Here is a 25387-nt window from a genome sequence, read left to right as displayed (position 1 = left end):
TCAGGCATGGTCAACGCTCTCGGCTCCCAGGACTCCCGGCTCGCCGCCTCGGCGCGGCTCATCCTCCCGGCGGTGTGGCTCGGTCTCATCATCGGCATCTCGCTCATCGAGGCGCCGCTGAAGTTCCAGGCTCCGGGCATCACGATCCCGCTGGGACTGGGCATCGGCCGCCTCGTGTTCACGGCGATGAACTGGGTCGAGATCGTCATCGCCGTCATCCTCCTCTGGGCGATCCTCAAGGACGGAGTCGGACCGCTCTTCCGCGGTCTCACCAGCGGAATCATCGGCGTGCTCATCCTCAAGGTCGCATTCGTCCGACCCCTGCTCAACCAGCGCACGGACGCCGTGCTCGCCGGCATCGACGACGGCGGTTCGGCCATGCATCTCTTCTACATCGCCGCCGACGGGCTGCTCATCCTCGGCCTCATCGCCCTCATCGTCGTCGGAGCGCGCAAGTGGATCCGCGTCCCCGCCGAGGCGGCCGCCCCCGGTTCCATTGACCGCTGAGGGGCTCTTGGGCCGGGTCGCGGCGAGTTTGTGGTCGAAGAACCGAGGGAAAATCGCCGATTCGGCCTGAAACCCTCGGTTCTTCGACCACTAACGCGCGCGGGGGAACCCTCCAGCCACGAGCGCGGGCTGCGGTGAACTTCAGCAGCAGGAGAGCGGCAGCATCCCCAAGCAGCGGGCGGGCTGCAACGTTCTTCAGAAGCACTGCGGCGCTGCAGCGAGTTGTGGTCGAAGAACCGAGGGAAAATCGCCGATCCGGCCTGAAACCCTCGGTTTATTGACCACAAACGCGGGCGGCGCCAGCCATCACGGCGGTGGCGCCGCTCAGCAGCGGACGATCACCACCGCTCAGGCCGCCATCTCTCAGTAGTAGACGGCGAGGCGGCCGCGGGGGCCGTCGACGACGTCGACGGGGGTGTCGAAGACCCGGGTGAGCACCTCGGCGGTCATGATCTCCTCGGGGGTGCCGAACTCGGCGACCTTCCCGTTCTTCACCGCGCAGATGTGGTCGGCGTAGTGGCCGGCGAAGTTGATGTCGTGGATGACGATGACGATCGTGCGCCCCATCTCGGTCGCGGCTCGGCGCAGGTGCTGCATCATCTGCACGGAGTGCTTCATGTCGAGGTTGTTGAGCGGCTCGTCGAGGAGGACGTAGTCGGTGTCCTGGGCGAGCACCATCGCGACGTAGGCACGCTGCCGCTGGCCGCCGGAGAGCTCGTCGATAAAGCGGTTCTCGAGCTCCCCGAGTTCGAGGAAGTCGATCGCCCGGGAGATGATCTCCTCATCGGCCGTGGTCAGACGCCCCTTCGAGTAGGGGAACCGGCCGAAGCCGACGAGCTGGCGGATCGTCAGCCGGGTGATGAAGTGGTTCTCCTGGCGGAGGATGGAGACGATCTTCGCGAGGTCCTTCGACTTCGTCGAGGCGACGTCGTATCCGGCGATCTCGATCGCCCCGGAATCGATGTCGAGCAGGCGCCCGATCATCGTCAGCAGCGTCGACTTCCCCGCCCCGTTGGGTCCGACGAGGGCGGTCACCCCGCCGGCGGGGATCGTCACGTCGACGGGACCGATCTGCACGGTCTCGCTGTAGTTCTTGGCCACGTCGCCGAGTGTGATCACAGTCGACCCTTCCGCATGATGACGAAGAGGAACACGCCTCCGCCGATGACTTCGATAATGATGGAGACCACGCCTTCGGCGTAGAAGATGTTCTTGAGGATGAAGTACGCTCCGCCGAGGATGACGAACCCGAGCAGGCCCGCCATCGGCAGCACGTACCGATGGTCGTAGGTGTCGGAGAACTGGTAGGAGAGCATCGCGACGAGGAAGCCGAGGAAGATCATCGGCCCGATCATCGACACCGACACCGCCATGAGGATCGAGACGAAGAAGAGGATTGTGATCGTCGCGGCCCTGTGGCTGAGCCCGAGGTTGCCGGTCACGTCCTTGCCCAGCGCGAGCACGTTGAGCCGCGGTGCGGACAGGTAGATGGCCGCACATGCGATGAGGCAGAGGGGGATCGCCACCGGCAGGTAGGTCGCATCGGAGTTCGCGATCGATCCGAAGAGGCGGGCGGAGAGGACGTCGAACTCGCTCGGGGTGAGCGTGCGCTGCATGAACGTCGCCACCGCTCCGAGTCCGCCGCCGATGACGATGCCGACGAGGAGCATGACCTCGACGTTCGCGTACTTCCCCGAGAGCAGCCAGCCGTAGAGGGCGAGCGAGAGCCCGATCATCGCGACCAGCTGCATCGTGAAGGGCAGCACCCCGCGCAGCTCGACGAGTGCGGTCACCCCGAAGAAGTACATCGTCGCCGTCTGGATCGCGACGTAGAGCGACTCGAAGCCCATGATCGAGGGCGTGATGATCCGGTTGTTCGTCACCGTCTGGAACGCGACCGTCGCGAACGCCTGGCACAGGGCGACGATGACGAGGACGACGAGGCTGCGCCCGCGCAGGCCCGCGATGAGCCAGAAGCCTTCGTCCGTGATCGGCAGCGGGTTGTCCCACGCGAGGAGTCCGAAGGCGATCCCGAGCGCGGCCGCCGCGAGCACGCCCATGATCGTCCAGTACCGTCGACGGGCCGCAGCCGTCGTCAGTGCCCCCGAATGGCGTCCGGTCGTCCTCGCCGAGGCGGCTGCCGGGGTGGTCGCGGAAGTGCGCGGTTCCGCACCGCGGTCGTCGGTGTCCATGCTGCGCATGTCAGCTCCTCCTCCGCTGCCGCAGCAGCAGGACGATGAAGACGGCGGCCCCGACGATGCCGAGGATGAGGGAGACGGGGATCTCGAAGGGGGCGATGATGAGACGTCCGATGAGGTCGCAGACGGTGACGATCGCGATCCCGAGCAGGCACACCCACGGCAGGTTCGAGCGCAGGTCGTCGCCGCGCATCATCGAGACGATGTTGGGCACGATGAGCCCGAGGAAGGGGAGGTTGCCGACGACGACGGTGACGACGCCGGTGGCGATGGCCACGAGGACGGTGCCGATGAGGATGATCTGGTTGTACTTGAGTCCGACGCTCGTCGAGATCTCCTTGCCCAGGCCCGCGACGGTGAACCGGTCGGCGGTGATGAACACGGCGACGACGACGATCGCGACGATCCAGAGGACCTCGTACTGTCCGCGCAGGATCGAGGTGAAGCTGCCGGCGAACCAGATCCCGAGGCTCTGGAGCATGTCCGTGGACACGGCGATGAAGGTCGAGACCGCTCCGACGACGGCGCCGAGCATGATCCCGACGATGGGGACGATGAGCGAGGACTTCAGCGAGACGCGGCGGAGGAAGAGGAAGAAGACGAGGGTGCCGATGAAGGCGGCGAGGATCGCGCCGATCATCCGCTGCACGATCGTCGCCTCGGGGTAGATGATGACGGTGAGCATGAGCCCGAGGCCCGCCCATTCCGTCGTGCCCGTCGTCGTCGGCTCGACGAATCGGTTCTGCGTGAGCAGCTGCATGACAAGCCCACACATCGCCATCGCCGCGCCGGCGAGGACGAGCGCGACCGTCCGCGGGACCCGGGTGATCTGGAACATCTCCGCCCCGTCGGCCGCGCCGAAGATGTCGTAGACCCCGGTGAGCAGGGAGGCGACGAGGAGGCCCGCCACCGCGAGGGTCGCGAGTCCCAGCTGCCAGCTGAAGAGCGGTCCCCGACTCGTCGCCGGGCGACCGGTCCTGCCGGTCCTGCCGGTGCCGTCCGTGTCCTGGGGCTCGTTCGTGTCCTCGCCGAGGCGGTCGTCCGCCGAGGCGGCCGTCCGGTCGTCCGTGGTCCCTGAGTTCGTCATGCTGCCGTTCCCGCTCGCACCGCGGCGGCGCGTGGGCGCCGCCGCGGTGGTTCCGGTGCGGGTCTCACCCGCACCCGGTTCTGCTTACTTCTGCGCTTCGAGCTTGTCGGCGAAGCCGTTGAAGAACTCGGTGTACGTCTGGATGCCCTCGTTGAGGTAGGTGTCCTCGGGGAAGTAGACGATCTTGTCGTTCTTCACCGCGGGAACGTCCTTGAGGGCTTCGGACTTCTCGAGCACCTCGGCGGCCGGAGCCGATCCCTTCTCCCGGCGGTCGGCGGTGAAGGAGGCATCGCGGTCCATGACGATCATGAGGTCGGGCTGGGACTCGGCGATCGCCTCGACGGAGATGTCGTCGCCCTTGTCGCCTTCGCTGCCGCCTTCGACCTCGAGGGCCGGATCGAGGTCGAGGATGTCGAAGACCGGTCCGACGGTGCGGCCGACCGACGGGGCGACGTAGCCGATGTCGCCGGCGGTAGTGATGACGCCCATCGCCTTGTCGCTGCCGTTGTAGGCGGCCTTGGCACGGTCGATCGAGGCGTCGAAGTCCTCGACGAGCTTCTTCGCCTCGTCCTGCTTGCCGAAGACCTCACCGAGGACGGTGGTCTGGCGACGCAGTTCCTCGTCGAAGGCTTCGCCGTCGCGCGGGTCGAGCTCGAGGACGACGGCCTCGGGGGCGAGCTTCTGCAGATCGTCGTGGAACTGGGCGAAGCGCTGCCCGTTGACGATGAGGTCGGGCTTGGCGGCGGCGACCTGCTCGAGGTCGGGCTCACGGTGGGTGCCGAGGTCGGGGATCGACTCGTCGCTCGTGTAGGAGAGTCCCTGCGGCATGAGGCCGCGGGCGCCCGCGCTCAGCTTGATGCCCCACGCGTCGAGTGTCTCGAAGGTGCGGTTGTCCGTGGCGACGACGGAGGTCGGAGGGGTCGTCACGGTCTGCGTGCCGTTGTTGTCCTCGACCTTGATCGTGCTCGAGGCGGCGGTGTCGGCCTGGGCTTCGGACTCCGCGGAGGAGCAGCCGGACAGGGCCAGGGCCAGGACACCGAGGGCGGCGCCGAGGCGGAGGCGGGTCGAGATCATCGTGTTCTACTTCCTTGAGGCGATCGGTACGCAGATGTGAGCCATCTGTGAGTTAGCTTAGCCTAATCTCTCAGAAATAGACGACGCCTGTCTTGCGTTATCCCTGTCACAGTTCCCGCGCCGAGGCTCTCGAACGAGTATCGGCGCAGGTCGACCGGGTCGGGCCCCGGCCTCAGATGGTGTCGATGAGGCGCGCGAGCTCTGCGGCCGAATCGGCCGCGGCCGTCGGACCGCCACTGCCCCCGCGGTGGACGAAGGCTCCGGCCTCCTCGGCGACGAGGGCGCCGCCGGCGTAGTCGTAGATGCCGAGCCCGCGTTCGGCGTAGCACGTGACTCGTCCCTCGGCGACCATGCAGAGATCGAGCGCGGCCGACCCGCAGCGGCGGATGTCGTCATAGCCGTCCATGAGAGCGGGCAGCTTGGCCAGCTGTCGGCCGCGGTTGTCACCGCGGTAGGCGAACCCGGTCGCGAGCAGCCGTCCCGAGAGACCGACGGGCGCCCCCGAGAGCCGAGTCGCGGACGTGGCCGCCGCGGGCACGCCGGCGGCGGGGGCATCGGCGGCGCTGAGATCCGGCTCCGGCATCCGGTCGAAGAGCCGACCCTCGACGCGGTAGGCACCCCGAGACCGTCCGGCCACCCATGTGGCTCCGAGCCCGGGAGAGGCGACGAGTCCGACTGCCCAGGCGTCGGTCGCTGTGTCGAGGACGCCGACGGAGAAGGCGAAGTGCTCGATGCCGCGGACGAAGTTGACGGTGCCGTCGATCGGGTCGACGTGCCATTCGAAGCGGCCCTCGCTCCCCGCCTCGGCGAGGGCACCGGCGACAGGATCGAACGCGGCGAGGCGGCGCAGCAGATCGCGGTCGAAGAACTCCACCGGGTCGATCGCCTCGGCGCCCTCCTCGCCGACCATGACGTCGCCGGGACGCACAGCGCTGAGGTACCCGCGCACGAGTGCTTCGATCTGCGCGTCGGCGAGGGTGACGAGGTCGTTCGGCGAGGTCTTCGTGTCGACGACCGACTCGTCGAGATCGGCACCGAGCGATGCCCGCCATGCCGTCATCCGCTCCCAGGCGATGACGGCCAAGTCAGCGGCGATGCGGACGAGAGGGTCCGCGGCGAGGTCGGCGGGCAGGTGCGTGGATGCGCTCATGCCGCCACTCTAACGCGCACGATCCGCGAGTCCGGTTCGCGTCCCAGCGAGGGTCCGGCCGATGCCCCGGCCGGGGTCGGGGCGAGGTTTCGGCATGGGCTCGGCTCCCACCCCGGCAGGGGTGCGGATTCCGCACAGGGCGGGCCCGCTGCGACCGCAGTGAAATGAGGGATCCCTGCCAGCGGGAAAAGACAAGACGACCAGCCGAATTGTTTATTGAAGAATTCGACAACTTACCGTGTAAACACCAGTCGAATTGTCCGATAAACCGGAATGGCTACAATTTGCCTTACCCTATAAAAATTCACGATCTCGGGGCACTACGCCCATCTCGCATCAACGCACACGGGGAGGCCGACGGCGGGTCGTCCCGCCGTCACCCTGCCCGACTGCGTCACTCGGCGGCTGCTGCCGGCGCTTCGGCGCCGACCGATTCGGGCTGCTTCCGAGCAGCGTCGCCCGATCCCTCGGAGCGCTGCACACGCCCGTGCCTGCGCACGATCTCCTGCACTGCCTGGGAGGAGGTGCCTGCGGCCTCGGCGATGGCACCGAAGGTGGCTCCCTCCTCGCGTGCGCGGAGGATGGACATGACGTAGTTCGTGTTGATCTTGGTTCGCTGCCGTGAAATTCTGCGCACAGCCGCAACCAGGGCTGTCTGATCCACTGTTAATTCGCGAGCGCGACGTGACATTGTTTCTTTCCTTGCCTGCACATGTGGCACACCGCCACAGGAAAATGTACTTCTATTAAATACCACGACGCCTATGTCACGCCAATTTTTCCCGAATACTGGAAGGTTCGGTCCTAATCTGAGTACGAGGTGTGCGAATTCCGCACATCGGCACAATATCCGACCGTGACAATGCCGATTGCGAAAAGGGCATTGCTCGTTCCGCACGGACTCGGGCGCCGCCGCCTCCGCACCGGTGGCACAATGCTCCCATGAGCGCTCCATCCTCCGCCTCGGCCGAGGCACTCGTCGCCGAGCTCTCCGCCGCCGGTGTCGGCGATGTCACCGGAGAAACCGCCGACCGCGCCGCCTACTCTTCGGATGCCTCCCTCTTCCGTCTCGTGCCCCAGGCTGTCGTCTTCCCCTGCGGCGAGGACGACGTCGCGGCTGCGCTCTCGGTCGCCCGCCGCCTCGGCGTGCCGATCACCTGTCGTGGTGCGGGGACGTCGATCGCAGGCAACGCGATCGGCACCGGGATCGTCCTCGACTTCTCTCGGCACATGAACACGGTGCTCGACCTCGACCCCGTCGAGCAGAGCGCGTGGGTCGAAGCCGGGTGCGTCCATGCGAGCCTGCAGGCACGAGCGCGGGAGCACGGTCTGCGCTTCGGTCCCGATCCGTCGACGCACACCCGGTGCACGATCGGAGGGATGATCGGCAACAACGCGTGCGGTCCGCGTGCGCTCGGCTACGGACGCACGGGGGAGAACATCCTCGCGCTGCGGATCATGCTCGTCGACGGCACGGTCGTCGACCTCGATGATGCGGATCCCCGGGAACTGTTCCCGCGCCTCCATGCACTCATCGGTGAGCACCTGGGCACGATCCGCACCCATCTCGGCACGTTCTCCCGTCAGGTCTCCGGCTACGGTCTCGAGGCGCTGCTGCCGGAGAACGGGTTTGACGTCCGTCGTGCCTTCGCCGGGTCCGAGGGCACGTGGGGCATCGTGCTCGCCGCGAAGATGCGGCTCGTACCCGAACCCGCCCATACGGCCGCGGTCGTCCTCGGGTATCCGGACATGGTCGCCGCCGCCCACGACGCTCCGCTGCTGCGCGATTTCCCCGTCGCGGCGTGCGAGGGTCTCGATTCGCGGATGCTCGACCGGGTCATCGCGGCCAAGGGCGGGAACGCCGTTCCCGCTCTGCCTGAGGGCGCCGGTTGGCTCGTCGTCGAACTCACCGGCGACGATGCCGAGATCCTCGCCGAGGAGGCGCACCGTCTCATCGATGAGTCCCGTGCTCTCGACTCCGCCGTCGTCGACGCGGAGACCGCAGCGGCGGTGTGGGCGATCCGCGCCGACGGTGCGGGGCTCGTCTCGCGCACCCCCGACGGGCGCGACGCCCACGCCGGGTGGGAGGATTCCGCGGTTCCGGTCGAGCACCTCGGCGACTATCTGCGGGATCTCATGGACCTCCTCGACGAGCACGGGCTGTGGGGGATCCCGTACGGGCACTTCGGGGACGGATGCCTGCACATGCGCGTCGACTTCCCCCTCGAGGAGCCCGACGGCCCGGCGGTGCTGCGGCGATTCCTCGTCGCGGCGACCGAGCTCGTCGCCGGCTACGGCGGGTCGGTCTCGGGAGAGCACGGTGACGGTCGCGCGCGCTCCGAGTTGCTGCCGCTGCTCTACCCGCCCGAGGTCATCGACCTCAACCGAACGGTCAAGGAGCTCTTCGATCCCCGCCACCTTCTCGGCCCCGGGGTCATCGTCGACCCCGACCCCCTCGACGCATCGATCCGGCTGACCGAGCTGCCCAGCCGCGATCGGCTGCCCGGTCCGCTCGCGATGGCGTATCCGGACGAGTCCGACGGGTTCGCCTCGGCCGTCCACCGGTGCACGGGGGTCGGCAAATGCCGCGCGGATTCCGCGGCGAACGGTGGGATCATGTGCCCATCGTTCCAGGCCACGAGGGATGAGCTGCACTCGACGAGGGGGCGCGCCCGGGTGCTCCAGGAGATGGTCTCCGGTGACCTGGTCACGACCGCATGGGACTCCCCTGCCGTCGCCGAGGCGCTCGACCTCTGTCTGTCCTGCAAGGCGTGCGGCAGCGAGTGCCCGACGGGCACGGACATGGCCACATACAAAGCCGAAGTCCTCCACCAGTCCTATCGGGGTCGGATGCGGCCGCCCTCGCACTATGCGCTCGGCTTCCTCCCGCAGCTGGCGAACGCTCTCACCCCGGTCGCGCACCTGGTCAACCGGGTCGCCCGGGTGCCGGGGGTCGGTGCGCTGGGAAAGCGGGTGGCGGGGATCGATCCCCGCCGGTCGATTCCGACGTTCGCGACGACGACGTTCCGGAGCTGGTGGCGGTCCCGCGCCGAGGCGGGGGCTGGGGCCTCCGACCGCCTCGGCGAAGTCATCCTCTTCGCGGATTCGTGGTCGAACCACTTCGCGCCGAGGATCCTTGCGGCCGCGGTCGCCGTCCTCGAGCATGCGGGCGTGCGGGTACGTGTGGTCGAGCAGTCGGTGTGCTGCGGTCTACCCCTCATCTCGACCGGCCAGCTCGATGCCGCGCGCAACCACCTCGGCGAGACGGTCGCCGCCCTCGATGCGACCGGGGATGCGCCGATCGTCGGGGTCGAACCCTCGTGCCTAGCGACTCTCAAGGACGATGCGCAGAAGCTGCTCGCGAGCGATGCGGCCGAGCGGGTCGGGTCGCGGGTGCAGACGCTCGCGGAATATCTCCTCGGGATCGGTGCCGAACTGCCCGACCTCGCCGGCGTCGACGCGGTCGTCCAGCCGCACTGCCATCAGTCGGCGGTGCTCGGGACAGCCCCAGACCGAGAGCTCCTCTCCCGGGCGGGAGCGAGCGCCGACTTCCTCGGCGGGTGCTGCGGGCTGGCGGGGAACTTCGGGGTCGAGGCCGGTCACTTCGAGACCTCGGTCGCCGTGGCTGAGCTTGCGCTGCTGCCCGCACTGCGCGTCGAGCGCGAACGCGCCGACCGCGAACGCGCCGAACGAGAGCGGGACGACGACGAACGGATGCGCGTCGTCCTCGCCGACGGCTATTCGTGCAGGACGCAGATCGCCGATCTCAGCGACTCAACCGGGGTCTCCTTGGCCGAGCTCCTCGCGTGGGGGCACGGTCTCGAGGTGGGGCGCTGAGTCTCAGGCCTTCGCTGTGAGGACGGGGACTTCGGCTTCGAGGAGGATGCGCTGGGCCTGGGATCCGAGGATGAACTTTCCGATCGCCGAGCGCTTCCGCAGGCCGATGACGATGAGCTGGGCATCGTGCTCGGCGGCGAGGTCGTTGAGGGTTCCCGGGACGTCGTCCTCATGGTCGGGCTGGAGCACGGTGACCGCGACTCCCGCCTCCTCACCGAGGGCGACGATGCGATCGATGTCGTCCTTGTCGATCTCGGTCGGGGTGCCGCTGGCACCGCGTCGCTGTGAGTTGACCACGACGGCGTCGCACGTGCGCAGCGCGGCCTCTGCGAATCCCGCGCGCAGCGCCGCCTCGCCTTCCGGGGCAGGGAGATAGCCGATGAGAATCGTCATGGCATCAGTATATGGACGACTCCCGTTGTCGTTCACCGTCCGGTCATTTCCCGGACACCTCGGTGTCGCTTGCGGCCATGATCGCGCCGATCCGCCCGCGCATCACTGAGAGCTCCGCGACGAACTCCGGCGGATCGACGACGCGGCACGGGAACGGGATGTTTGCGGTGTAGATCGCCGCCGCGCCGAGGTCTGGCACCCCGAACGTCACGCGCACACCCCCGCTGACCTCGGCGATCGTCGCGGCACGGGTGGAGAACCATGGCTCGATCTCGGCCGGGGTGGCCTCGAGGTCGAGGACGATCGTGTGCTCGTACGCGGCGACGGTGACCGCGCGACGCACCGCCGCCTCGGCGTCGGGGGCAGGTCGCAGCGGAAAGCCGAACGTCGTCACATGGACCTCGCTCAGCCGGTCGAGACGGAAGACCCGCCAGTCGCTGCGGTCGAGATCCCACGCGTAGAGGTACCAATGAGAGCCGAGCACGACGAGCTGGGCGGGTTCGACCCGTCGGACGGCCGGCGCGGCGTCGGTCCACGGCTTCGCGTAGGCGAAGGTGATGCGACGGCGGGCGGCGATCGCCGAGGCGATGGCCCCGACCGCGGCATGGTCGACGTCGGGCTCGTTGCCGGGGGCGACGGTGACCGCGGTCCCGATCTCCCTCACCGCGGAGGCGGCCGTGGTCGGGAGCATCGCCTCGAGTTTCCCGCTCGCCGAGGCGGTGTCCGCACTTCCGAGGCCCGCGCCAGCGAGGAGTGAGAGACCGAGCGCGGTCGCGAAGGCCTCCCCAGATTCGAGTTGAAGGGGCGGCAGCACGGTCCGGCTGCCGGCCCGGTACCCGCCGTCGACTCCGGGGGCGGCATCGACGGTGTAGCCGAGCTCGCGCAGGGTCGCGATGTCGCGTCGGATCGTCCGTTCGGTGACGCCGAACTCCACGGCGAGGTCAGTCGCGGTGAACGACCGACCGGTCCCGAGCCGCGCGAGGAGGGAGAGGAGGCGGGATTCGGAGCTCATGGGCACCTGGCCGGATCATCGTGCATGCGGACATCATATGTCCGCAATCGGTCGGATGATGGTTTCAAGCGCATCGCCGATCGCGCCGAGCCGCTCACCCCACACCAGGCCGGACCCGACCATCAGGAGTCGTCATGCCCTTCTTCGCCCCGCCCGTGACCACCGAGACCGACGCCCAGCTGAGCTTCCTCGAACAGCAGTGCCAGCAGCTGCGCCTCACCGCCGCAGGCCTCACCGACGAGCAGGCCCGCAGCACCCCGACGGTGAGTTCGCTGAGCATCGCCGGGCTGCTCGCCCACTCAGCCCACGTCGTCTATGGCTGGCTGCAGCAGGTCCGCGACCCGTCGCTTGTCGCCACCGAGGAGGACTACGCCGCGTTCGGTGAGGAACTCGGGCTCTTAGGATCCTTCGAGGGCGCGACCCTGCCGGATCTGACCCTGGCCGAGGTGCTCGCCGCCTTCGACCGCGCCGTCGCCGAGATCACCGCCACCCGCACCCAGGCCGCGGCGGACGGGATCGACCTCGACGCGAAGGTCCCGGTGAACAACCCGTGGATGCCGAAGGACTTCGACATGTCGGTGCGCTGGATCCTCGCCCACCTCAACACGGAGATCGCGCGGCACGCCGGCCACGCCGACATCATCCGCGAATCGATCGACGGCGCGGTCTCGTACCAGCTCAACGCCCAGGCCGAGGGGCTGCCGTGGCCGCCCGAGGGCTGAGCCGAACCCACACATCGGCACCCCGTTCCTGCCGTGACTCGCTGTGCAGTGCGAGTCCGAACAGGTCCAGGGTGCCGATGCGGATCGATGGTCCCCGCCGAGACGGTCCGCCGTCTGACGTCTCCCGCCGAGGCGGACCACTCAGGCTGCGCTGACCGCGGCCTTGGCGACGCGGTCGACGAGGTGCTCGGTGTAGGCGGGCACCGTGAGGAACTCGGGGAAGTCGTCGGTGAGCGCTGAGGCCCGGAAGATCTCGACCGCCTCGGTGACGTGGTCAGCGGGGGTGCGCTCCATGAGCGCGAGCTCCTCGCCGAGGTAGCGCTCGACGAGCTGCCGCGTCACCGGCTGGCCGTTGTCGAGGGTGACCTCGTGGTGGATCCACTGCCAGATCTGCGACCGGGAGATCTCCGCGGTCGAGACGTCCTCGAGCAGGTTCTCCAGCGCCACGTTGCCGTTGCCGCCGAGCCACTCGTTGAGGTAGCCGATGGCGACGCGGATGTTGACCCGCACGCCCTCTTCGGTGACGACCGGCTCTAGTCCGGTGATGTCGAGGAGGTTCTCGGCGCACACGCGGACGTCGGGGCGCATGTTCTCCAGCTGGTGCGCCTTCTCACCGAGGGCTGCGTCGTAGACGGCGAGTGCGGCCGGGACGAGGCCGGGATCGGCGACCCACGTGCCGTCGAAGCCCTGCCAGGCCTCACGGGCCTTGTCCTCACGCATCCGCGCGAACTCGGCGGCGACGAAGCCTTCGTCGGGGTGGCTGGTCATGAGGTTCGTCATCGTCCCGATCGCGTGGGCGCCGCGGCGGTGGCAGGTCCACACGAGACGGTCGGTGAAGGCCTTCATCAGGGGCAGCGAGTTCGTCAGACGGTCGCGGTCGGGGAGGATGAACTCCGTCGAGTGGCGGAGGTTCTTCACCACCGAGAACAGGTAGTCCCAGCCGGCGGCCTGGAGACCGGCGCAGTGGTCGCGCAGCTCCCAGAGGATCTCCTCCATGTGGAATGCGGCGGCGATCGTCTCGATGTGGACGGTCGCGCGGATCGTGCCCTGCGGGATGCCGAGCTCATCCTGCGCCCAGACGAAGATCTGGTTCCACAGCCGGGCCTCGAGCGAGGACTCGAGCTTGGGGAGGTAGAAGTACGGTCCCGAACCGGAATCGATGAGCGTCTTCGCGTTGTGGAAGAAGTAGAGGCCGAAGTCGACGAGCGCGCCGATCGCCGGGGTCTGCTCACCGTCGTCGCCGGTCACCATGAGGTGCTTCTCCGGCAGGTGCCAGCCGCGGGGGCGCATGCCGATGGTCGGCTGGTTGCGGTTGCTCACGCCGGGCAGCTGGTCGCGCACGGCCAGGTAGAGGGCGTGCTGTCCGCCGAGGATGTTCGCCCACGTCGGGCTCGTCGAGTCCTCGAAGTCGGCGATCCAGACCTTGGCCTGGGAGTTGAGCGCCCGGACGACCTCGGGTTCGGTGACGGGGCCGGCGAGTTCGACCCGGCGGTCCTCGAGTCCCGGAGCGTCCTGAGAGCCGGCGACCTGCCAGGTGCGGTCGGCGCGGACGGCGGCGTAGTCGGGGGTGAAGCGGGGCAGGGTGCCGTCGTTCATCTCCGCCGAACGGCTGCCGCGCTTGGCCATGAGCCCGCCGAGGCGGTCGGCGAAGTTCTCGTGGAGGCCCGCGACGAAGTCGAGCGCCTGTGCCGAGAGAACGGTGTCGTGTCCGGGTGCCTCAGGTGCGTTGATCGTGATGCGGGACATTGTCTTCTCCTCACTCATTCGAGTGCTGTGTGGGACCGTGCTGGTGGGAACTGGAGTGGTGCGGTGCGGTTGGTCGGGGTGGGTGCTGGGCGGAGGTGCCGGCGCGGATCGACGATGCAAACCCCGTGAAAACATCGCCGAACCGCGCCGAGTCTGGTGGGTCCTCACCTGCCGGGCCGTCTGGGCCCGGCAAGTGCGGGGCGGGTGCTCAGTGGAACTGGGCTTCCTCGGTCGAGCCGGACAGCGCGAGGGTCGATCCGTCCGGGTTGACTGCGGTCGAGACGAGGTCGAAGTATCCGGTGCCGACCTCGCGCTGATGCTTGGTCGCGGTGTAGCCGCGATCCTCGGCGGCGAACTCGCGCTCCTGCAGGTCGACGTAGGCCTTCATCTGCTCGCGGGCGTAGCCGTGGGCGAGGTCGAACATCGAGTAGTTGAGGGCGTGGAAGCCGGCCAGCGTGATGAACTGGAACTTGTAGCCCATCGCTCCGAGCTCGCGCTGGAACTTCGCGATCGTGTCGTCGTCGAGGTGCTTCTTCCAGTTGAACGACGGCGAGCAGTTGTAGGCGAGCAGCTGGTCCGGGTGTTCGGTGTGGATCGCCTCGGCGAACTGCTTGGCGACCTCGAGGTCGGGCAGTGAGGTCTCCATCCACAGCAGGTCCGAGTACGGAGCGTACGCGTTGCCGCGGGCGATGCAGGCCTCGAGTCCGTTGCGGACCTTGTAGTAGCCCTCAGCGGTGCGCTCGCCGGTGATGAACGGCTGGTCGCGTTCGTCGACGTCGGTGGTGATGAGCGTCGCGGCGTCGGCGTCGGTGCGGGCGATGATGACCGAGGGGACGTTCTCGACGTCGGCGGCCAGACGGGCCGACTGGAGGGTACGGATGTGCTGCGAGGTCGGGATGAGGACCTTGCCGCCGAGGTGGCCGCACTTCTTCTCGCTCGCGAGCTGATCCTCCCAGTGGACGCCGGCGGCGCCGGAGTTGATCATGCCCTTCATGAGCTCGAAGGCGTTGAGCGGACCGCCGAAGCCGGCCTCCGCGTCGGCGACGATCGGGACCATCCAGTCCTCGACGGTCTTGACGCCTTCGGCGTGCTCGATCTGGTCGGCGCGCATGAGTGCGTTGTTGATCCGGCGGACGACCGCGGGAACCGAGTTCGCCGGGTAGATCGACTGGTCCGGGTAGGTGTGGCCGGAGAGGTTCGCGTCGGCGGCGACCTGCCAGCCGGAGAGGTAGATGGCCTTGAGGCCGGCCTTGACCTGCTGGACGGCCTGGTTGCCGGTCAGCGCGCCGAGGGCGTTGACGAAGTCGAGGTCGTGGATCTCCTCCCAGAGCTTCTCGGCTCCGCGGCGGGCCAGCGTGTGCTCCTCGATCACCGAGCCGCGCAGCTTGACGACGTCTTCCGGCGAGTACTCGCGGGCGACTCCCTGCCAGCGGGGGTTGGTGGCCCAGTCGCGGCGGATCGCTTCGACGTCGTGCAGTTCGTTCGGCGTGGTGTTCATGGTTCTCTCCTGTGTCGTTCCGAGGTTCGTGTGATCCATCTTGCTGGGCGCGCAAGCCCTCCGACAGAGAAAAGTGAGGAGAAAATTCTGCGTTCTTCCCATTGGTGAAATTTCCCGGTTCTGTCATACTGGTCACATTCGCAATGCACCATCCGGATCGACGCCTCGGAGGCGGTTGTGACCAGTGTTCAAGCTTCAAAGTCGGAGTCGAAGCAGTCCGTCGACAGCCTCAGCATCGGCAGAAGAATCCGATTCTTTCGCAAACAGGCGGGGATGACGCTCGCCGAGCTCGGGGAGAAGGTGGACCGTGCGGCCTCGCAGATCTCGACGATCGAGAACGGCAAGCGAGAAACTTCTGTCACCCTGCTCACCGCGATCGCCGAGGCCCTGGGAACCGAGGTCGCGGACCTTCTCGACCCGACTCCCGTCGACGGTCGGCAGGGCCTCGAACTCGAGGCCGAACGGAATCAGGCCTCCCCGATGTACTCGTCCCTCGGACTGCCGCAGGTGCGCATCAAGTCGCTGCCGCAGGATGCGCTCGAGGCGATCGTCGGCCTCCAGCGCCAGCTCGCCGAGGTGCTGACCAGGCGGGCGGCGACCCCGGAGGAGGCACGGCGAGCCAACCGTGAGCTGCGGGAGACGATGCGCGAGAAGCACAACTACTTCGCCGACCTCGAGGAGCAGGCGGCCGAGCTGCTCAGCCTCGCCGGCTACGAGTCGGGGACCGTGTCCCAGCGCGAGACGGCGACGATCGCGGAGAAGCTCGGCTTCAGCCTCCATTACGTCTCCGACCTGCCGAGCTCGACCCGGTCGATCTCCGACACCGCGAATCGGCGCATCTACCTGCCCAATGCCGATGCCGCGTTCGATCCGCGCACGCACCTGCTCACGAGCCTTGCCCCGCACGTCCTCGGGCACGGGGCGCCGAAGGACTTCCGCGAGTTCCTCCAGCAGCGCGTCGATGCGAACTACCTCGCCGCCGCCGTCCTCCTGCCTGAGAGCGCGGCGGTGCCCGTCCTCACCGAGGCGAAGCGGAAGCGCGAGCTGTCGGTGGAGTACCTGCGCGACATGTTCGGCGTCGGCTACGAGATGGCCGCGCACCGGTTCACCAACCTCGCCACCGAGCACCTCGGTCTGCCCGTCCACTTCATGAAGGTCCACGCCTCGGGCACGATCCACAAGGCGTACTCGAACGACGGGCTCCCCTTCCCCACGGACCCGCTCGGGGCCATCGAGGGGCAGTTCGCGTGCAAGCGGTTCACCTCGCGCACGGTCTTCCGGGTCGCCGACCGGTTCAGCCCGTACTACCAGTACACCGACACCCCGCAGGGGTCGTACTGGTGCACGGCCAGGGTGCTGCCGGGAGGCGACTACGCGATCAGCGTCGGCGTGCCGTTCGCCCACGTCAAATGGTTCGAAGGCCGGGAATCCTCGATCCGTTCGCAGTCACGCTGTCCGGATCCCTCGTGCTGCCGCACCGCCCCGGAGGAGCTCGCCGCGAAGTGGGAGGACAACTCCCTGCCCTCGGCGAAGATGCACGCCTCCCTCCTCGCTGCCGTCCCGCCCGGCGCCGTCCCCGGCGTCGACGACACCGAGGTCTACGAGTTCCTCGAGCGCCACTCCGGCTGAGGTCGCGTCCCGTGGACGATCCTTGAATGGCCTCCCACCAGCCACTACCGTGAGGTTGAGAAACGTGGGAGGTTGAGCAGTGCCGTCGTCGGAGAAGAGCGCGATCCGCAGATTCTTCACAGAGCGTCCGCAGACTCGCACGGACTTCGTCCTCACATGGGTCGGCATCTCCGCCGTGCCCATCATGATGTGGCCGATCCTCGGATTCCTCACCGGCGAGATGGGCGAGGCCTTCACCCGAATCCTGCCAAGCCTCATCGTCGTTCCGATCGTGTCCGGGCTTGTCCTCACCTATGTCTATTCGACCCAGAAGAAGGACTCGTCGCTGAGGAAGCGTTCCGCCGGAGATCCTGAGCGATAGTCCGCTCGATTCGGCCGACCTCAGCGACCGACCGCTGTGTCCCCTGTCCTCTCCGCTGACTTCAGCGAGCCGCCAAGCCTCACCGTCTCCCCGCGGACTTCAGGGCCGCGGTGACGACGTGCTCGGCGATCGCCAGCGCCGAGGTGGCTCCCGCCCGTGGGGTGTTCCGCACCTGAGTGAGCCGTCCGCGGGCGGTGACGACGAGCCCGGTGACGTGTTCGCCCTTGCCATCGATCGCCTGGCCGCTGACCCCCTTGGGTCCGGCAGCCATCCCCGCGGTGTCGAGGTCGGGGGCGTACTTCCTGATCCGCTCGACGAACGCCGAGGTGCTCGCCGCCGACCGTACTCCCTCCGCGGCCGAGCGGACGTTGCGCTTCGCGAACTTCCAGAACCCGGAGAATCCGAACGAGGCACCGAGGTCGCCGAGGTCGATGTCGCCGACCGAACCGTCGCTGCGACCGAGCGCGATGTGCGTGTTCGGCCCGAGCAGCAGCCCACCGGTGACGGTGCGGGCGAGCACGGTCTCCTCGAACGGCTCCTGCGGGTCGGGCACGGACGAGATGATGCCGTGGACCGCCTCGGCGGCGGGAGCATCGAGTCGCGAATACGTCGTCGAGAACGGAACGATGCGCGGATCGGCGGAGAGCCCGGACGCCGCGGCGAGTCGATCGGACTGGAGTCCCACGGCGACGAGGACGAGGTCGAAGGTGCCGGCATCCACCTCGGTGCCGGTGGGACGGTTCCGATCGGACCACCCGTCGATCCGGTCCTCGGCCTGCTTGAACCAGTCCTTGTCGCCGAACCGGGTGCGCAGCTCATCGCCGAGGCGACCGCGCAGACCGCCCCGTGCCGACACATCGGCGACGGCCTCGTCCTCACCGCCGCGGTAGGTGCGGGGACGGTCGTGGACCTCCCCGTCGGGGTCGGAGTCCGATTCGACGACGAGGTCGGTCGAATAGCCGGACTCGCTGGACACTCCCGAGTCGTCTTTGGGGCTGACGGCGCGGGTGCGGATGCGCACCTCGTTGCTCAGCGCGTCGATGCCGGTGACCTCGGTGAGGAAGCGGAAGCGGCCGCCTGCGTCGCGGATCTCGGAGGCGAGCGCCTCGGTGACGGCCTCGAAGTCGGTGATCGCGGTGTGCGGAGAGTAGAGAGCCTGGACTCCCCTGGCGGCCGGTTCGATCTCGCGCATCTCGGCCCGATCGACCATGCGCACCCCGGGCACGTCGTTCGCTTTCGCCCTGGTGAGCAGGTCGTCGAGGCGGTCGACCTCGTCGGTGTCCTGCGCGACGACGAGCTGCCCGCACTCTCGGTAGGCGAGTCCCTGCCCGACGAGGTAGGGGATGAGGAGTTCGAGCCCGCGGCGGGCGAGCGTCGCGTCGAGGGATCCGGGCTCGGCGTCGAGACCGGCATGGACGATGCCCGCGGTGTGACCGCTCTGCGCCGAGGCGATTCCCGGCCCGCGGTCGAAGACCGTGACCTCGGCGTCGGGGAGCTGACGGGTGATCTCGCGGGCGAGCGCCACACCGATGATGCCTGCGCCGACGACTGCCACTCGTGAAATACTCATACAGCAATCTTGGCATCGTCGAGGGAGTTGGAGAAGATGGCGACCGCTCTGAGCTGGCCCGGCAAGGAGAAGTCGCTCACCCTCGGACGCGAACTCAGCGCCACGGCAGGTCCGGGATTCACGGCTGCCGGCGGCCGCCTCGGCGAGGGGATGGATCCGAGTGCGAAGACAGCCGGGCCACGGTCGGTCGTGCCGGATCCGGACGAGAACCTCCTCATCGTCGGGGACAATCTGCCCGGCCTGCAGAGCCTGCTCGCCACGCATCGGGGGCGGGTCAAGGTCGTCTACATCGATCCGCCGTACAACACGGGCAATGCGCACGCGTACCGCGACCGCGGGCACGACCACGACAGCTGGCTCGACTTCATGGCGCCGCGGCTCATGCTCGCGCGCGAGCTCATGCGCGATGACGGGGTGCTCTACCTCCACCTCGACGACGGGGAGAGCGCGTGGGCGCAGCTGCTCGGGCACGAGGTCTTCGGGGAGGCGAATTCGCTCGGCACCCTCATCCACCAGCGCGCGAAAGGCGGGGGCAATTCGCCGTCGTTCGTCCGCGGGCACGACTACATCCACGTGTGGGGCAAGGACGCCCGGTCCGCGGGGACGTTCCTCACCGAGAAGAAGGCACCGGCGAAGGTCGAGGTCATCGACGGGCGCAAGATGCTCGTCGAGACCGACGTCCTGCGCGCGAGCTTCGGCCGTTATGCGCGGGGGTCGGAGCGGCGGCTCATGTACGAGGACATCCTCGCGGTCAAAGGGGAGAAGAAGCTCGCCGAGGTGGACGCGAAGCTGGCCTCGGGCGAGTTCGTCCTCCGCCCGTGGGGGCCGGGCAAGCACGCGGTCGTGCGGGTGACGCCGTACGAACTTGCGAGTTCGAAGCTCTACTCGATCATCAAGGCGCTCGGCGGGCAGAACGACCTCGAGGACCTCGGGCTCGGCGGTGTGTTCGGATATCCGAAGCCCGTCGAACTCGTCAAGACGCTCATCACCGCGCAGACCTTCTTCGACCCCACGGCGATCGTCCTCGACTTCTTCGCCGGATCCGGGACGACCGCGCAGGCGGTGATGGAGGCCAACCGCCGCGACGACGGGCAGCGGTCCTTCATCCTCATCCAGACGCCGGAGGAGCTGCGCGGCGGGCGCGGGGCCAGTGGCGGGCGCGGGGCCAGTGGCGGGCGCGGTGCTCGGGGAGGTGCGGGTGCTGGGGTCAACGGGAACGGGGGTCGTCAGGGTGAGGCAGACGTGCGCGCTGCGAGCGGAAGCGACGCAGACAGTGCCCGCCCCGAGTTCGCGACGATCAGCGAGCTCACCGCCGAACGCATCCGCCGCGCCGCCGATGCCTCGGCACCCGGCCTCACCTTCACCGAGGTGGCCGTCGCGGACCCGCCCGCCGCAGAGGCCTGAGCCGCGGGGGCGGGCACTCAGTGAGTTCAGGTCGCGGAGTGTCGATTCACGGCGCCGGAATCGACACTGAGCGTCCACCTTCCCGGCGCGGCCGACTCTCCGCAGCCCAGAAGCGCACGAGGGCAGGCGCGACCGCGACTGCCCACGATCGCGCAGGGATTTGCCCCACACCTCTTCCGTGATGGCGATCACACTGACAGAATGAGATTCCTCCGACGCTGATGACAGGGGTGGTGCAGTGCCCACGTATCTCTTCCGCTGCGACGCGTGCGGTGACTCCGAGCGTGTCTATCCGATGGCCGACAAACCCGGTTCCATCCCCTGCCCCGGCTGCAGCGGACGTGCACGGTCGATCGTCGGGTCGCCCCACCTCGGCGCCGGATCATCTCAGGCGAAGCAACTCATCGAATCCACGGAACGCTCCGCCGAATCCCCCGCCGTCGTCTCTCGCCTTCCCGGGTCGAGCCGTCGGCGCCAGAAGGTCAGCCGCGATCCTCGGCACGCAAAGCTTCCGCGCGCCTAGCCGAACCGCACCTCCACCTGCACGACCCGCACCGCCAGCTCCGCCCGCACGACCGGCACCACTCACATCGCCAGCTCCACCCGCCCCATGCGTACTGCCCGCACCATCCCCGCGGTCGACCGCGACCGCGGACACCCCAGAGGAAAGGAAGTGCCATGCCCGACGTCGTCTTCCCGCTCGATTCGACCAAGCCCTTCACCGACCAGAAGATCGTCGGCCACAACCGGTGGCACCCCGACATCCCCGCCGCCGTCCACGTCAAGCCGGGACAGTCCTTCCGCGTCGACTGCCGCGAATGGTTCGACGGCTTCATCAAGAACGACGACAGCGCCGACGACGTCCGCGATGCCCCGGTCGACATCGTCCATGCGCTCTCGGGTCCGATCGCCGTCGAGGGCGCGAAGCCGGGCGACCTCCTCATCGTCGACATCCTCGACGTCGGGCCGATCCCGCAGGAGGAGGGCCCGCTCGCCGGTCAGGGGTGGGGCTACACGGGCATCTTCGCAAAGCAGAACGGCGGCTCGTTCCTCGTCGACCAGTTCCCCGACGCGTACAAGGCGATCTGGGACTTCAGCGGCGGGACCGCGACCTCCCGCCACGTCCCGCACGTCTCGTTCACCGGAATCATCCACCCCGGCCTCATGGGGACCGCGCCGAGTGCGGACCTGCTCGGAACGTGGAACACCCGCGAGGCCGCGCTCATCGCCACCGACCCCGACCGCGAACCCCCGCTCGCGCTGCCGCCGGAGCCCAACGGTGCGATCCTCGGATCGCTCACCGGTGAGGATTTCGACCGGGTCGCCGAGGAGGGCGCGCGCACCGCTCCCCCACGCGAGAACGGCGGCAACCAGGACATCAAGAACCTCACGAAGGGCACTCGGGTGTTCTATCCGGTGTTCGTCGACGGGGCGAACTTCTCCGTCGGCGACCTCCACTTCAGCCAGGGCGACGGCGAGATCACGTTCTGCGGGGCGATCGAGATGGGCGGGTTCATCGACTTCCGCGTCGAGATCATCAAGGGCGGCATGGACACGTACGGGGTGAGCGAGAACGCGATCTTCCAGCCGGGCAACACCGATCCGCAGTATTCGGAGTGGCTCGCGTTCTCCGGCACCTCGGTCACCCTCGACGGTGAGCAGCGCTACCTCGACTCTCAGCTCGCCTACCAGCGCGCCTGCCTCCACGCCATCGACTACCTGACGAAGTTCGGCTACAGCGCGGCACAGGCGTACCTGCTCCTCGGCGCGGCGCCGATCGAGGGACGGTTCTCCGGCGTCGTCGACATCCCGAACTCGTGCGCAACGGTCTACCTGCCGACGGCGATGTTCGACTTCGACGTCACCCCCGGCGCCGGCGGCCCCGTGCAGATCGATCCCGGGCAGGGGGCGCCGCACTCGACGTTCTGAGCGGGTCGCGGGTGCTGCGCGCGGCAGGGTGCTGGCGGGGGCGGCGGGCGCGGCCGGCGGAGGCGGTGGGCGCGGCCCCGACCACCCGCCGAGTCGAGGACGCGGAGTGTCGATTCGGCGCGCCGATATCGACACTGAGCGTCCTCGATTTCGCTCGAGCGGCGCGTCAGCGGCCCGGTTTCGCGCCGCCCCCGGCGAGTCAGCGCACTCCGCCCTGTACCCTACGGCGGCGAGACGCACCGCGATCGCATGCGGACAGCCCAGCTCCGGCCCAGGGTGCGGTCGTAGTGTCGGAGGCGACAGCAGCCACACCGTCGATCACCCAAGGAGAAGACATGTCGGTCGTCGCCATCAACACCCTCACCGTCCCCGAGAACGCGGGACCCGAGCTCGAGAAGCGCTTCGCCGCGCGCAAGCACTCGGTCGACAACGCCCCGGGCTTCGAAGGCTTCCAGCTGCTACGACCCACGGCCGGCGGCGACCGCTACTTCGTCTACACCCAGTGGGCGACGAAGGAGGACTTCGAGAACTGGAAGGCCAACCGCAAGTCCTCGCACGAGTCGACCGGCAAGGAGCCCGTGTCGACGGGTGCCGAACTCCTCGAGTTCGAGGTCGTCGACCTCGGCGACTGAACGGTCAACGACTGTGCAGCCTCGCAACGACCCCTCCCGCAACGGGACGCTTCCTTTCTCATCTCATGCGACCGGGTTTCCACCCGGTCGCCTGAGTCGTCACTGCCGAGCCGCTTACGACACGACCCGTTCGACTTCGTCATCGAGGATCCGATAGGCCGAGGCCGGCGAGCGGACGTCGAGCATGACGTCCTGGGCCAGCCCCTTGGCGAGTGCGACAAGACGCACTGCGACATCGGCAGCCGACAGCACCGACCCGTCGCCCTTCACACCTGCTCGCTCCACCTTCGCCGTCGCCGCCTCCTCCGTCCTGCGATCGTTGGCGACGACGATCTCGGCGATGTCCGGGTCGCCGACCGCTTTGGCGACGTAGGTGAACCAGACGGACGCACCCATCCTCCTCGCCTCACTGCCCGGAATGAAGGCATGGAGGAACTCCGTGAGCTCAGCGACCCGATCCCCAGCATCGTCTCCGTCGCCGAGCTCGGCACTTGCCACCAGCTGCCGGCACCCCTCGAGGATGAGCCCTTCGCGTGAGGGGAAGTAGTGCTGGACTCGACCGATGGAGATCCCCGCGGCATCGGCGACAGACCTGAAGGTCACAGCGTCGATGCCGCGGGTGTAGATGACCTGCCACAGCCCATGGACGATCTCTGTGCGTCGGGCGGCGTGATCGACGATCTTCGGCATGCCGCCATTTTACAATATGCTCAACTTGCATCTTTACAATATGTTTAACTTGCATCAGTATTGCATTATGCATATACCGCAAAAACAGACTCCGCCCTCGGGTACGGCGGACATGTCCGGCTTGCTCCGCACACCCCTCCGGGTGCCTCCGCAACCACCCCTCACAGAGGGCATCAGCGTCCGAGGACTGACGAAGAGCTTCGGCCGCTCGCGGGTCGTCGACGGACTCGACTTCGATGTCACTCCCGGACACGTCACCGGATTCCTCGGACCGAACGGAGCCGGGAAGTCGACGACTCTGCAGATGATCCTCGGTCTCACGACTCCGGACTCCGGCACAGCTCTCATCGGAGGTCGCCGCCTCGCCGAGCACTCGGCACCCGCAGCTGCCGCCGGGTCCCTGCTGACGACCGAAAGGATGCTGCCCGGACTCACCGCAGAGGCTCATCTCGACGCGATCGCCAGAATCTCCGGCATCTCCGCCGCGCACCGCAACCGGCGAATCTCCGAGCTCCTCGACCGTGTGGGCTTAGCCTCAGCGCGGAAGAGGCGCATCGTCCACCTCTCCCTCGGCATGCGGCAGCGCCTCGGTCTCGCGGCCGCCGTGCTCGCCGACCCCGAGGTGCTCATCCTCGATGAGCCGCTCAACGGCCTCGACCCCGAAGGCATCACCTGGCTGCGAACGTTCCTTCAGGACTTCGCCGCCACCGGACGCACCGTCTTCTTCTCCAGCCACCTCCTCTCGGAGATGGAACTCACCGCCGACCACGTCATCATCATCGGCAGAGGCCGGCTCGTCGCCGACGTCTCCTTAGCCGAACTGCGGTCGCACACCCACCGGGGCGTCTCGGTCACTGGACCCGAGCTCGATCCGCTCATCGCGAGCCAGCGTGCCGCCGGGCGCACGGTCACCGTCACCGACGGCGGCACCACAGCACTCATCGCCGGCGCGAGGCCGCGAGACGTCCACCGCGACAGCATCCGTCTCGAGGTCGAGCTCGACGAGCTGCGCACCGTCGATCCCGGCCTCGAGGACATCTTCCTCCAGCTGACGAACCGTACCGAGCCCGCGACCGAGGAGAGCTGAATGCCGTCCCTGACCCTGCCCGCCTCCGAACCCGCATCCGCAGGACGACTGCGTGACGTCCTCGGCTCCGAATGGGTGAAGTTCCGCAGTCTGCCCACCGCACGACGACTCACCGCAGCCGCCGTCATCCTCGGCACCGTGGCCGCAGCCGTGCTCATCCTCAGTTTTCCCGTCACCCGGGGCACCGCGCTCGCCGACGCCGAAGCGGTCGATGTCCTCTCGGCCAGCGTGCTCGGGCTTGACGTCGCCGCCATCGTCCTCATCGTCCTGGCGTCGTGGTTCGTCGGCATCGAGTTCCGCACAGGAGCGATCACCGAGGCGCTCGTCCGTCTGCCTCGCCGCTCCGTGGTGATCACAGCGAAGGCAGTGGTCGCCGCCGGCGTCTCAGCCGGTGCCGCGCTGCTCACCGCCGCCGCGGTCACCCTCGTCGCCGTCGGGTTCTCCACCGCTGTCACGGGAGCGCCATGGTCAGCCGCCCTCGCCGAGGCGACCGCCCCCGATCATGTCCGTCTCCTTCTCGGCAGCATCCTCATGCCGGTCGAGTTCGCGGTGCTCGCGGTCTTCATCGCCGCAGCCGCCGGTTCTCTGGCCGCCGGGCTGCTGGGAGCCCTCGGGCACATCGTGGCATCGACGCTGGCGTCGTGGCTGCCATCCGCGCTCGCTGTGCTCGTTCAACCCCTGCTGCCGCTGGCGGCAGTTCACACGATCAGCGGTGCCGCCGAGGTGGGATCGGCCGAGAACCTCGGCGTCGTCCCAGCGGTCGTCGTCCTCGCTGCGTGGGTGGCCGTCGGATGGGCGGTGGCAGCCTGGCGACTGCGTCGTCGGGATTTCTGAGACCGGCATCGCGGGCCGCTCAGCCCC

Annotated in this window: 23 protein-coding genes; 11 read left to right on the top strand and 12 right to left on the bottom strand. The window is 68.2% G+C overall.

Translation table 11 applies throughout. The features are described from left to right. Nucleotides 1-6 precede the first annotated feature (6 nt). Nucleotides 7-507 (top strand): hypothetical protein, encoded by a 501-nt coding sequence (locus tag ACQ1RG_RS06130; protein ID WP_063250446.1) that lies wholly within the window; start codon nucleotides 7-9, stop codon nucleotides 505-507. A gap of 363 nt (nucleotides 508-870) precedes the next feature. Here the strand turns inward: ACQ1RG_RS06130 and ACQ1RG_RS06125 are convergent, their stop codons facing one another. The 6 genes from ACQ1RG_RS06125 to ACQ1RG_RS06100 form a co-directional block, all read right to left on the bottom strand. Then, entirely contained in the window at nucleotides 871-1626 is a 756-nt protein-coding gene (locus ACQ1RG_RS06125; protein WP_063250445.1) for an ABC transporter ATP-binding protein, read from the bottom strand. Next, entirely contained in the window at nucleotides 1623-2708 is a 1086-nt protein-coding gene (locus tag ACQ1RG_RS06120; RefSeq protein WP_179952598.1) for an iron chelate uptake ABC transporter family permease subunit, read from the bottom strand. Before ACQ1RG_RS06120 ends, ACQ1RG_RS06125 begins: the two co-directional genes overlap by 4 nt. Nucleotide 2709: 1 nt before the next feature. Continuing rightward, on the bottom strand, nucleotides 2710-3792 hold the full coding sequence (locus tag ACQ1RG_RS06115; protein ID WP_197464196.1) for an ABC transporter permease: 1083 nt from the start codon (nucleotides 3790-3792) through the stop codon (nucleotides 2710-2712). Between the two features lie 84 nt (nucleotides 3793-3876). Continuing rightward, nucleotides 3877-4866 carry a siderophore ABC transporter substrate-binding protein gene (locus ACQ1RG_RS06110; protein WP_063250444.1) on the bottom strand — a complete coding sequence of 330 codons (990 nt, stop codon included), beginning with the start codon at nucleotides 4864-4866 and terminating at the stop codon, nucleotides 3877-3879. Between the two features lie 172 nt (nucleotides 4867-5038). Next, complete coding sequence (locus ACQ1RG_RS06105; RefSeq protein ID WP_063250443.1) at nucleotides 5039-6016, bottom strand: inositol monophosphatase family protein; 978 nt, start codon at nucleotides 6014-6016, stop codon at nucleotides 5039-5041. Between the two features lie 394 nt (nucleotides 6017-6410). Further along, nucleotides 6411-6605 carry a hypothetical protein gene (locus tag ACQ1RG_RS06100; RefSeq protein WP_009377453.1) on the bottom strand — a complete coding sequence of 65 codons (195 nt, stop codon included), beginning with the start codon at nucleotides 6603-6605 and terminating at the stop codon, nucleotides 6411-6413. A gap of 353 nt (nucleotides 6606-6958) precedes the next feature. Here ACQ1RG_RS06100 and ACQ1RG_RS06095 point away from each other — a divergent pair, with 353 nt between their 5' ends. Beyond that, nucleotides 6959-9853, top strand: coding sequence for an FAD-binding and (Fe-S)-binding domain-containing protein (locus tag ACQ1RG_RS06095; protein ID WP_063250442.1), 2895 nt, complete (start codon nucleotides 6959-6961; stop codon nucleotides 9851-9853). Between the two features lie 3 nt (nucleotides 9854-9856). Here the strand turns inward: ACQ1RG_RS06095 and ACQ1RG_RS06090 are convergent, their stop codons facing one another. Together ACQ1RG_RS06090 and ACQ1RG_RS06085 are read right to left on the bottom strand one after the other, a co-directional pair. After that, complete coding sequence (locus ACQ1RG_RS06090; protein ID WP_009377457.1) at nucleotides 9857-10246, bottom strand: universal stress protein; 390 nt, start codon at nucleotides 10244-10246, stop codon at nucleotides 9857-9859. A 43-nt stretch (nucleotides 10247-10289) separates the two neighbouring features. After that, nucleotides 10290-11258 (bottom strand): helix-turn-helix transcriptional regulator, encoded by a 969-nt coding sequence (locus tag ACQ1RG_RS06085; protein ID WP_063250441.1) that lies wholly within the window; start codon nucleotides 11256-11258, stop codon nucleotides 10290-10292. 134 nt (nucleotides 11259-11392) lie between these two features. On the opposite strand from ACQ1RG_RS06085, the gene ACQ1RG_RS06080 reads away from it, so the two are divergent. After that, entirely contained in the window at nucleotides 11393-11980 is a 588-nt protein-coding gene (locus ACQ1RG_RS06080) for a DinB family protein (protein WP_009377461.1), read from the top strand. A gap of 141 nt (nucleotides 11981-12121) precedes the next feature. Here ACQ1RG_RS06080 and ACQ1RG_RS06075 read toward each other — a convergent pair whose 3' ends face one another. Together ACQ1RG_RS06075 and aceA are read right to left on the bottom strand one after the other, a co-directional pair. Continuing rightward, nucleotides 12122-13726, bottom strand: a complete 1605-nt coding sequence (locus ACQ1RG_RS06075) for a malate synthase (protein ID WP_082834980.1) — start codon at nucleotides 13724-13726, stop codon at nucleotides 12122-12124. Nucleotides 13727-13934: 208 nt separating this feature from the next. Next, nucleotides 13935-15224 (bottom strand): isocitrate lyase, encoded by a 1290-nt coding sequence (gene aceA, locus ACQ1RG_RS06070; RefSeq protein ID WP_131248148.1) that lies wholly within the window; start codon nucleotides 15222-15224, stop codon nucleotides 13935-13937. 273 nt (nucleotides 15225-15497) lie between these two features. Here aceA and ACQ1RG_RS06065 point away from each other — a divergent pair, with 273 nt between their 5' ends. Further along, nucleotides 15498-16853, top strand: coding sequence for a helix-turn-helix transcriptional regulator (locus ACQ1RG_RS06065; protein WP_063250439.1), 1356 nt, complete (start codon nucleotides 15498-15500; stop codon nucleotides 16851-16853). 79 nt (nucleotides 16854-16932) lie between these two features. Continuing rightward, complete coding sequence (locus ACQ1RG_RS06060) at nucleotides 16933-17214, top strand: hypothetical protein (protein WP_063250438.1); 282 nt, start codon at nucleotides 16933-16935, stop codon at nucleotides 17212-17214. A gap of 79 nt (nucleotides 17215-17293) precedes the next feature. Here ACQ1RG_RS06060 and ACQ1RG_RS06055 read toward each other — a convergent pair whose 3' ends face one another. Continuing rightward, on the bottom strand, nucleotides 17294-18784 hold the full coding sequence (locus ACQ1RG_RS06055; protein ID WP_430600700.1) for an FAD-dependent oxidoreductase: 1491 nt from the start codon (nucleotides 18782-18784) through the stop codon (nucleotides 17294-17296). A gap of 36 nt (nucleotides 18785-18820) precedes the next feature. On the opposite strand from ACQ1RG_RS06055, the gene ACQ1RG_RS06050 reads away from it, so the two are divergent. The 4 genes from ACQ1RG_RS06050 to ACQ1RG_RS06035 all read left to right on the top strand — a co-directional run bounded on the left by ACQ1RG_RS06050 (nucleotide 18821) and on the right by ACQ1RG_RS06035 (nucleotide 22749). Beyond that, entirely contained in the window at nucleotides 18821-20188 is a 1368-nt protein-coding gene (locus tag ACQ1RG_RS06050) for a site-specific DNA-methyltransferase (protein WP_063250436.1), read from the top strand. A 295-nt stretch (nucleotides 20189-20483) separates the two neighbouring features. Further along, nucleotides 20484-20711, top strand: coding sequence for a zinc ribbon domain-containing protein (locus ACQ1RG_RS06045; protein ID WP_414017403.1), 228 nt, complete (start codon nucleotides 20484-20486; stop codon nucleotides 20709-20711). A gap of 155 nt (nucleotides 20712-20866) precedes the next feature. Then, the gene (fmdA, locus tag ACQ1RG_RS06040) at nucleotides 20867-22117 is read left to right on the top strand and encodes a formamidase (RefSeq protein ID WP_009377480.1); all 1251 of its coding nucleotides are present in this window, start codon (nucleotides 20867-20869) and stop codon (nucleotides 22115-22117) included. Between the two features lie 335 nt (nucleotides 22118-22452). Then, entirely contained in the window at nucleotides 22453-22749 is a 297-nt protein-coding gene (locus ACQ1RG_RS06035) for an antibiotic biosynthesis monooxygenase family protein (RefSeq protein ID WP_009377486.1), read from the top strand. A 114-nt stretch (nucleotides 22750-22863) separates the two neighbouring features. Here ACQ1RG_RS06035 and ACQ1RG_RS06030 read toward each other — a convergent pair whose 3' ends face one another. Further along, a complete protein-coding gene (locus tag ACQ1RG_RS06030) occupies nucleotides 22864-23439 on the bottom strand; it encodes a TetR/AcrR family transcriptional regulator (RefSeq protein WP_095375133.1) in 576 nt (191 codons plus the stop codon). Between the two features lie 142 nt (nucleotides 23440-23581). Between ACQ1RG_RS06030 and ACQ1RG_RS06025 the strand changes: the two genes are divergently transcribed. Beyond that, the gene (locus ACQ1RG_RS06025; RefSeq protein ID WP_430600698.1) at nucleotides 23582-24526 is read left to right on the top strand and encodes an ABC transporter ATP-binding protein; all 945 of its coding nucleotides are present in this window, start codon (nucleotides 23582-23584) and stop codon (nucleotides 24524-24526) included. Continuing rightward, nucleotides 24527-25360, top strand: coding sequence for a hypothetical protein (locus tag ACQ1RG_RS06020; RefSeq protein ID WP_119296851.1), 834 nt, complete (start codon nucleotides 24527-24529; stop codon nucleotides 25358-25360). Nucleotides 25361-25387: the final 27 nt, after the last annotated feature.

Origin of the sequence: Brevibacterium sp. K72, assembly GCF_050562175.1 — a bacterium.
GTDB lineage: Bacteria > Actinomycetota > Actinomycetes > Actinomycetales > Brevibacteriaceae > Brevibacterium > Brevibacterium casei.
The sequence above is the reverse complement of the archived record's forward strand: the minus strand, read 5'-3'. Positions and strand labels throughout refer to the sequence as shown.

Excerpts from the sequence above, each read along its gene's own strand:
- ACQ1RG_RS06130 (WP_063250446.1), top strand. The coding sequence starts at position 7 with ATGGTCAACGCTCTCGGCTCCCAGGACTCCCGGCTCGCCGCCTCGGCG.
- ACQ1RG_RS06085 (WP_063250441.1), bottom strand. The coding sequence starts at position 11,258 with ATGAGCTCCGAATCCCGCCTCCTCTCCCTCCTCGCGCGGCTCGGGACC.
- fmdA (WP_009377480.1), top strand. The coding sequence starts at position 20,867 with ATGCCCGACGTCGTCTTCCCGCTCGATTCGACCAAGCCCTTCACCGAC.
- ACQ1RG_RS06100 (WP_009377453.1), bottom strand. The coding sequence starts at position 6,605 with ATGTCCATCCTCCGCGCACGCGAGGAGGGAGCCACCTTCGGTGCCATC.
- ACQ1RG_RS06115 (WP_197464196.1), bottom strand. The coding sequence starts at position 3,792 with ATGACGAACTCAGGGACCACGGACGACCGGACGGCCGCCTCGGCGGAC.
- ACQ1RG_RS06110 (WP_063250444.1), bottom strand. The coding sequence starts at position 4,866 with ATGATCTCGACCCGCCTCCGCCTCGGCGCCGCCCTCGGTGTCCTGGCC.
- ACQ1RG_RS06035 (WP_009377486.1), top strand. The coding sequence starts at position 22,453 with ATGTCGGTCGTCGCCATCAACACCCTCACCGTCCCCGAGAACGCGGGA.
- ACQ1RG_RS06050 (WP_063250436.1), top strand. The coding sequence starts at position 18,821 with ATGGCGACCGCTCTGAGCTGGCCCGGCAAGGAGAAGTCGCTCACCCTC.
- ACQ1RG_RS06045 (WP_414017403.1), top strand. The coding sequence starts at position 20,484 with ATGGCCGACAAACCCGGTTCCATCCCCTGCCCCGGCTGCAGCGGACGT.
- ACQ1RG_RS06105 (WP_063250443.1), bottom strand. The coding sequence starts at position 6,016 with ATGAGCGCATCCACGCACCTGCCCGCCGACCTCGCCGCGGACCCTCTC.
- ACQ1RG_RS06055 (WP_430600700.1), bottom strand. The coding sequence starts at position 18,784 with ATGAGTATTTCACGAGTGGCAGTCGTCGGCGCAGGCATCATCGGTGTG.
- ACQ1RG_RS06080 (WP_009377461.1), top strand. The coding sequence starts at position 11,393 with ATGCCCTTCTTCGCCCCGCCCGTGACCACCGAGACCGACGCCCAGCTG.
- ACQ1RG_RS06120 (WP_179952598.1), bottom strand. The coding sequence starts at position 2,708 with ATGCGCAGCATGGACACCGACGACCGCGGTGCGGAACCGCGCACTTCC.
- ACQ1RG_RS06090 (WP_009377457.1), bottom strand. The coding sequence starts at position 10,246 with ATGACGATTCTCATCGGCTATCTCCCTGCCCCGGAAGGCGAGGCGGCG.
- ACQ1RG_RS06095 (WP_063250442.1), top strand. The coding sequence starts at position 6,959 with ATGAGCGCTCCATCCTCCGCCTCGGCCGAGGCACTCGTCGCCGAGCTC.
- ACQ1RG_RS06020 (WP_119296851.1), top strand. The coding sequence starts at position 24,527 with ATGCCGTCCCTGACCCTGCCCGCCTCCGAACCCGCATCCGCAGGACGA.
- ACQ1RG_RS06065 (WP_063250439.1), top strand. The coding sequence starts at position 15,498 with ATGACGCTCGCCGAGCTCGGGGAGAAGGTGGACCGTGCGGCCTCGCAG.
- ACQ1RG_RS06030 (WP_095375133.1), bottom strand. The coding sequence starts at position 23,439 with ATGCCGAAGATCGTCGATCACGCCGCCCGACGCACAGAGATCGTCCAT.
- aceA (WP_131248148.1), bottom strand. The coding sequence starts at position 15,224 with ATGAACACCACGCCGAACGAACTGCACGACGTCGAAGCGATCCGCCGC.
- ACQ1RG_RS06075 (WP_082834980.1), bottom strand. The coding sequence starts at position 13,726 with ATGTCCCGCATCACGATCAACGCACCTGAGGCACCCGGACACGACACC.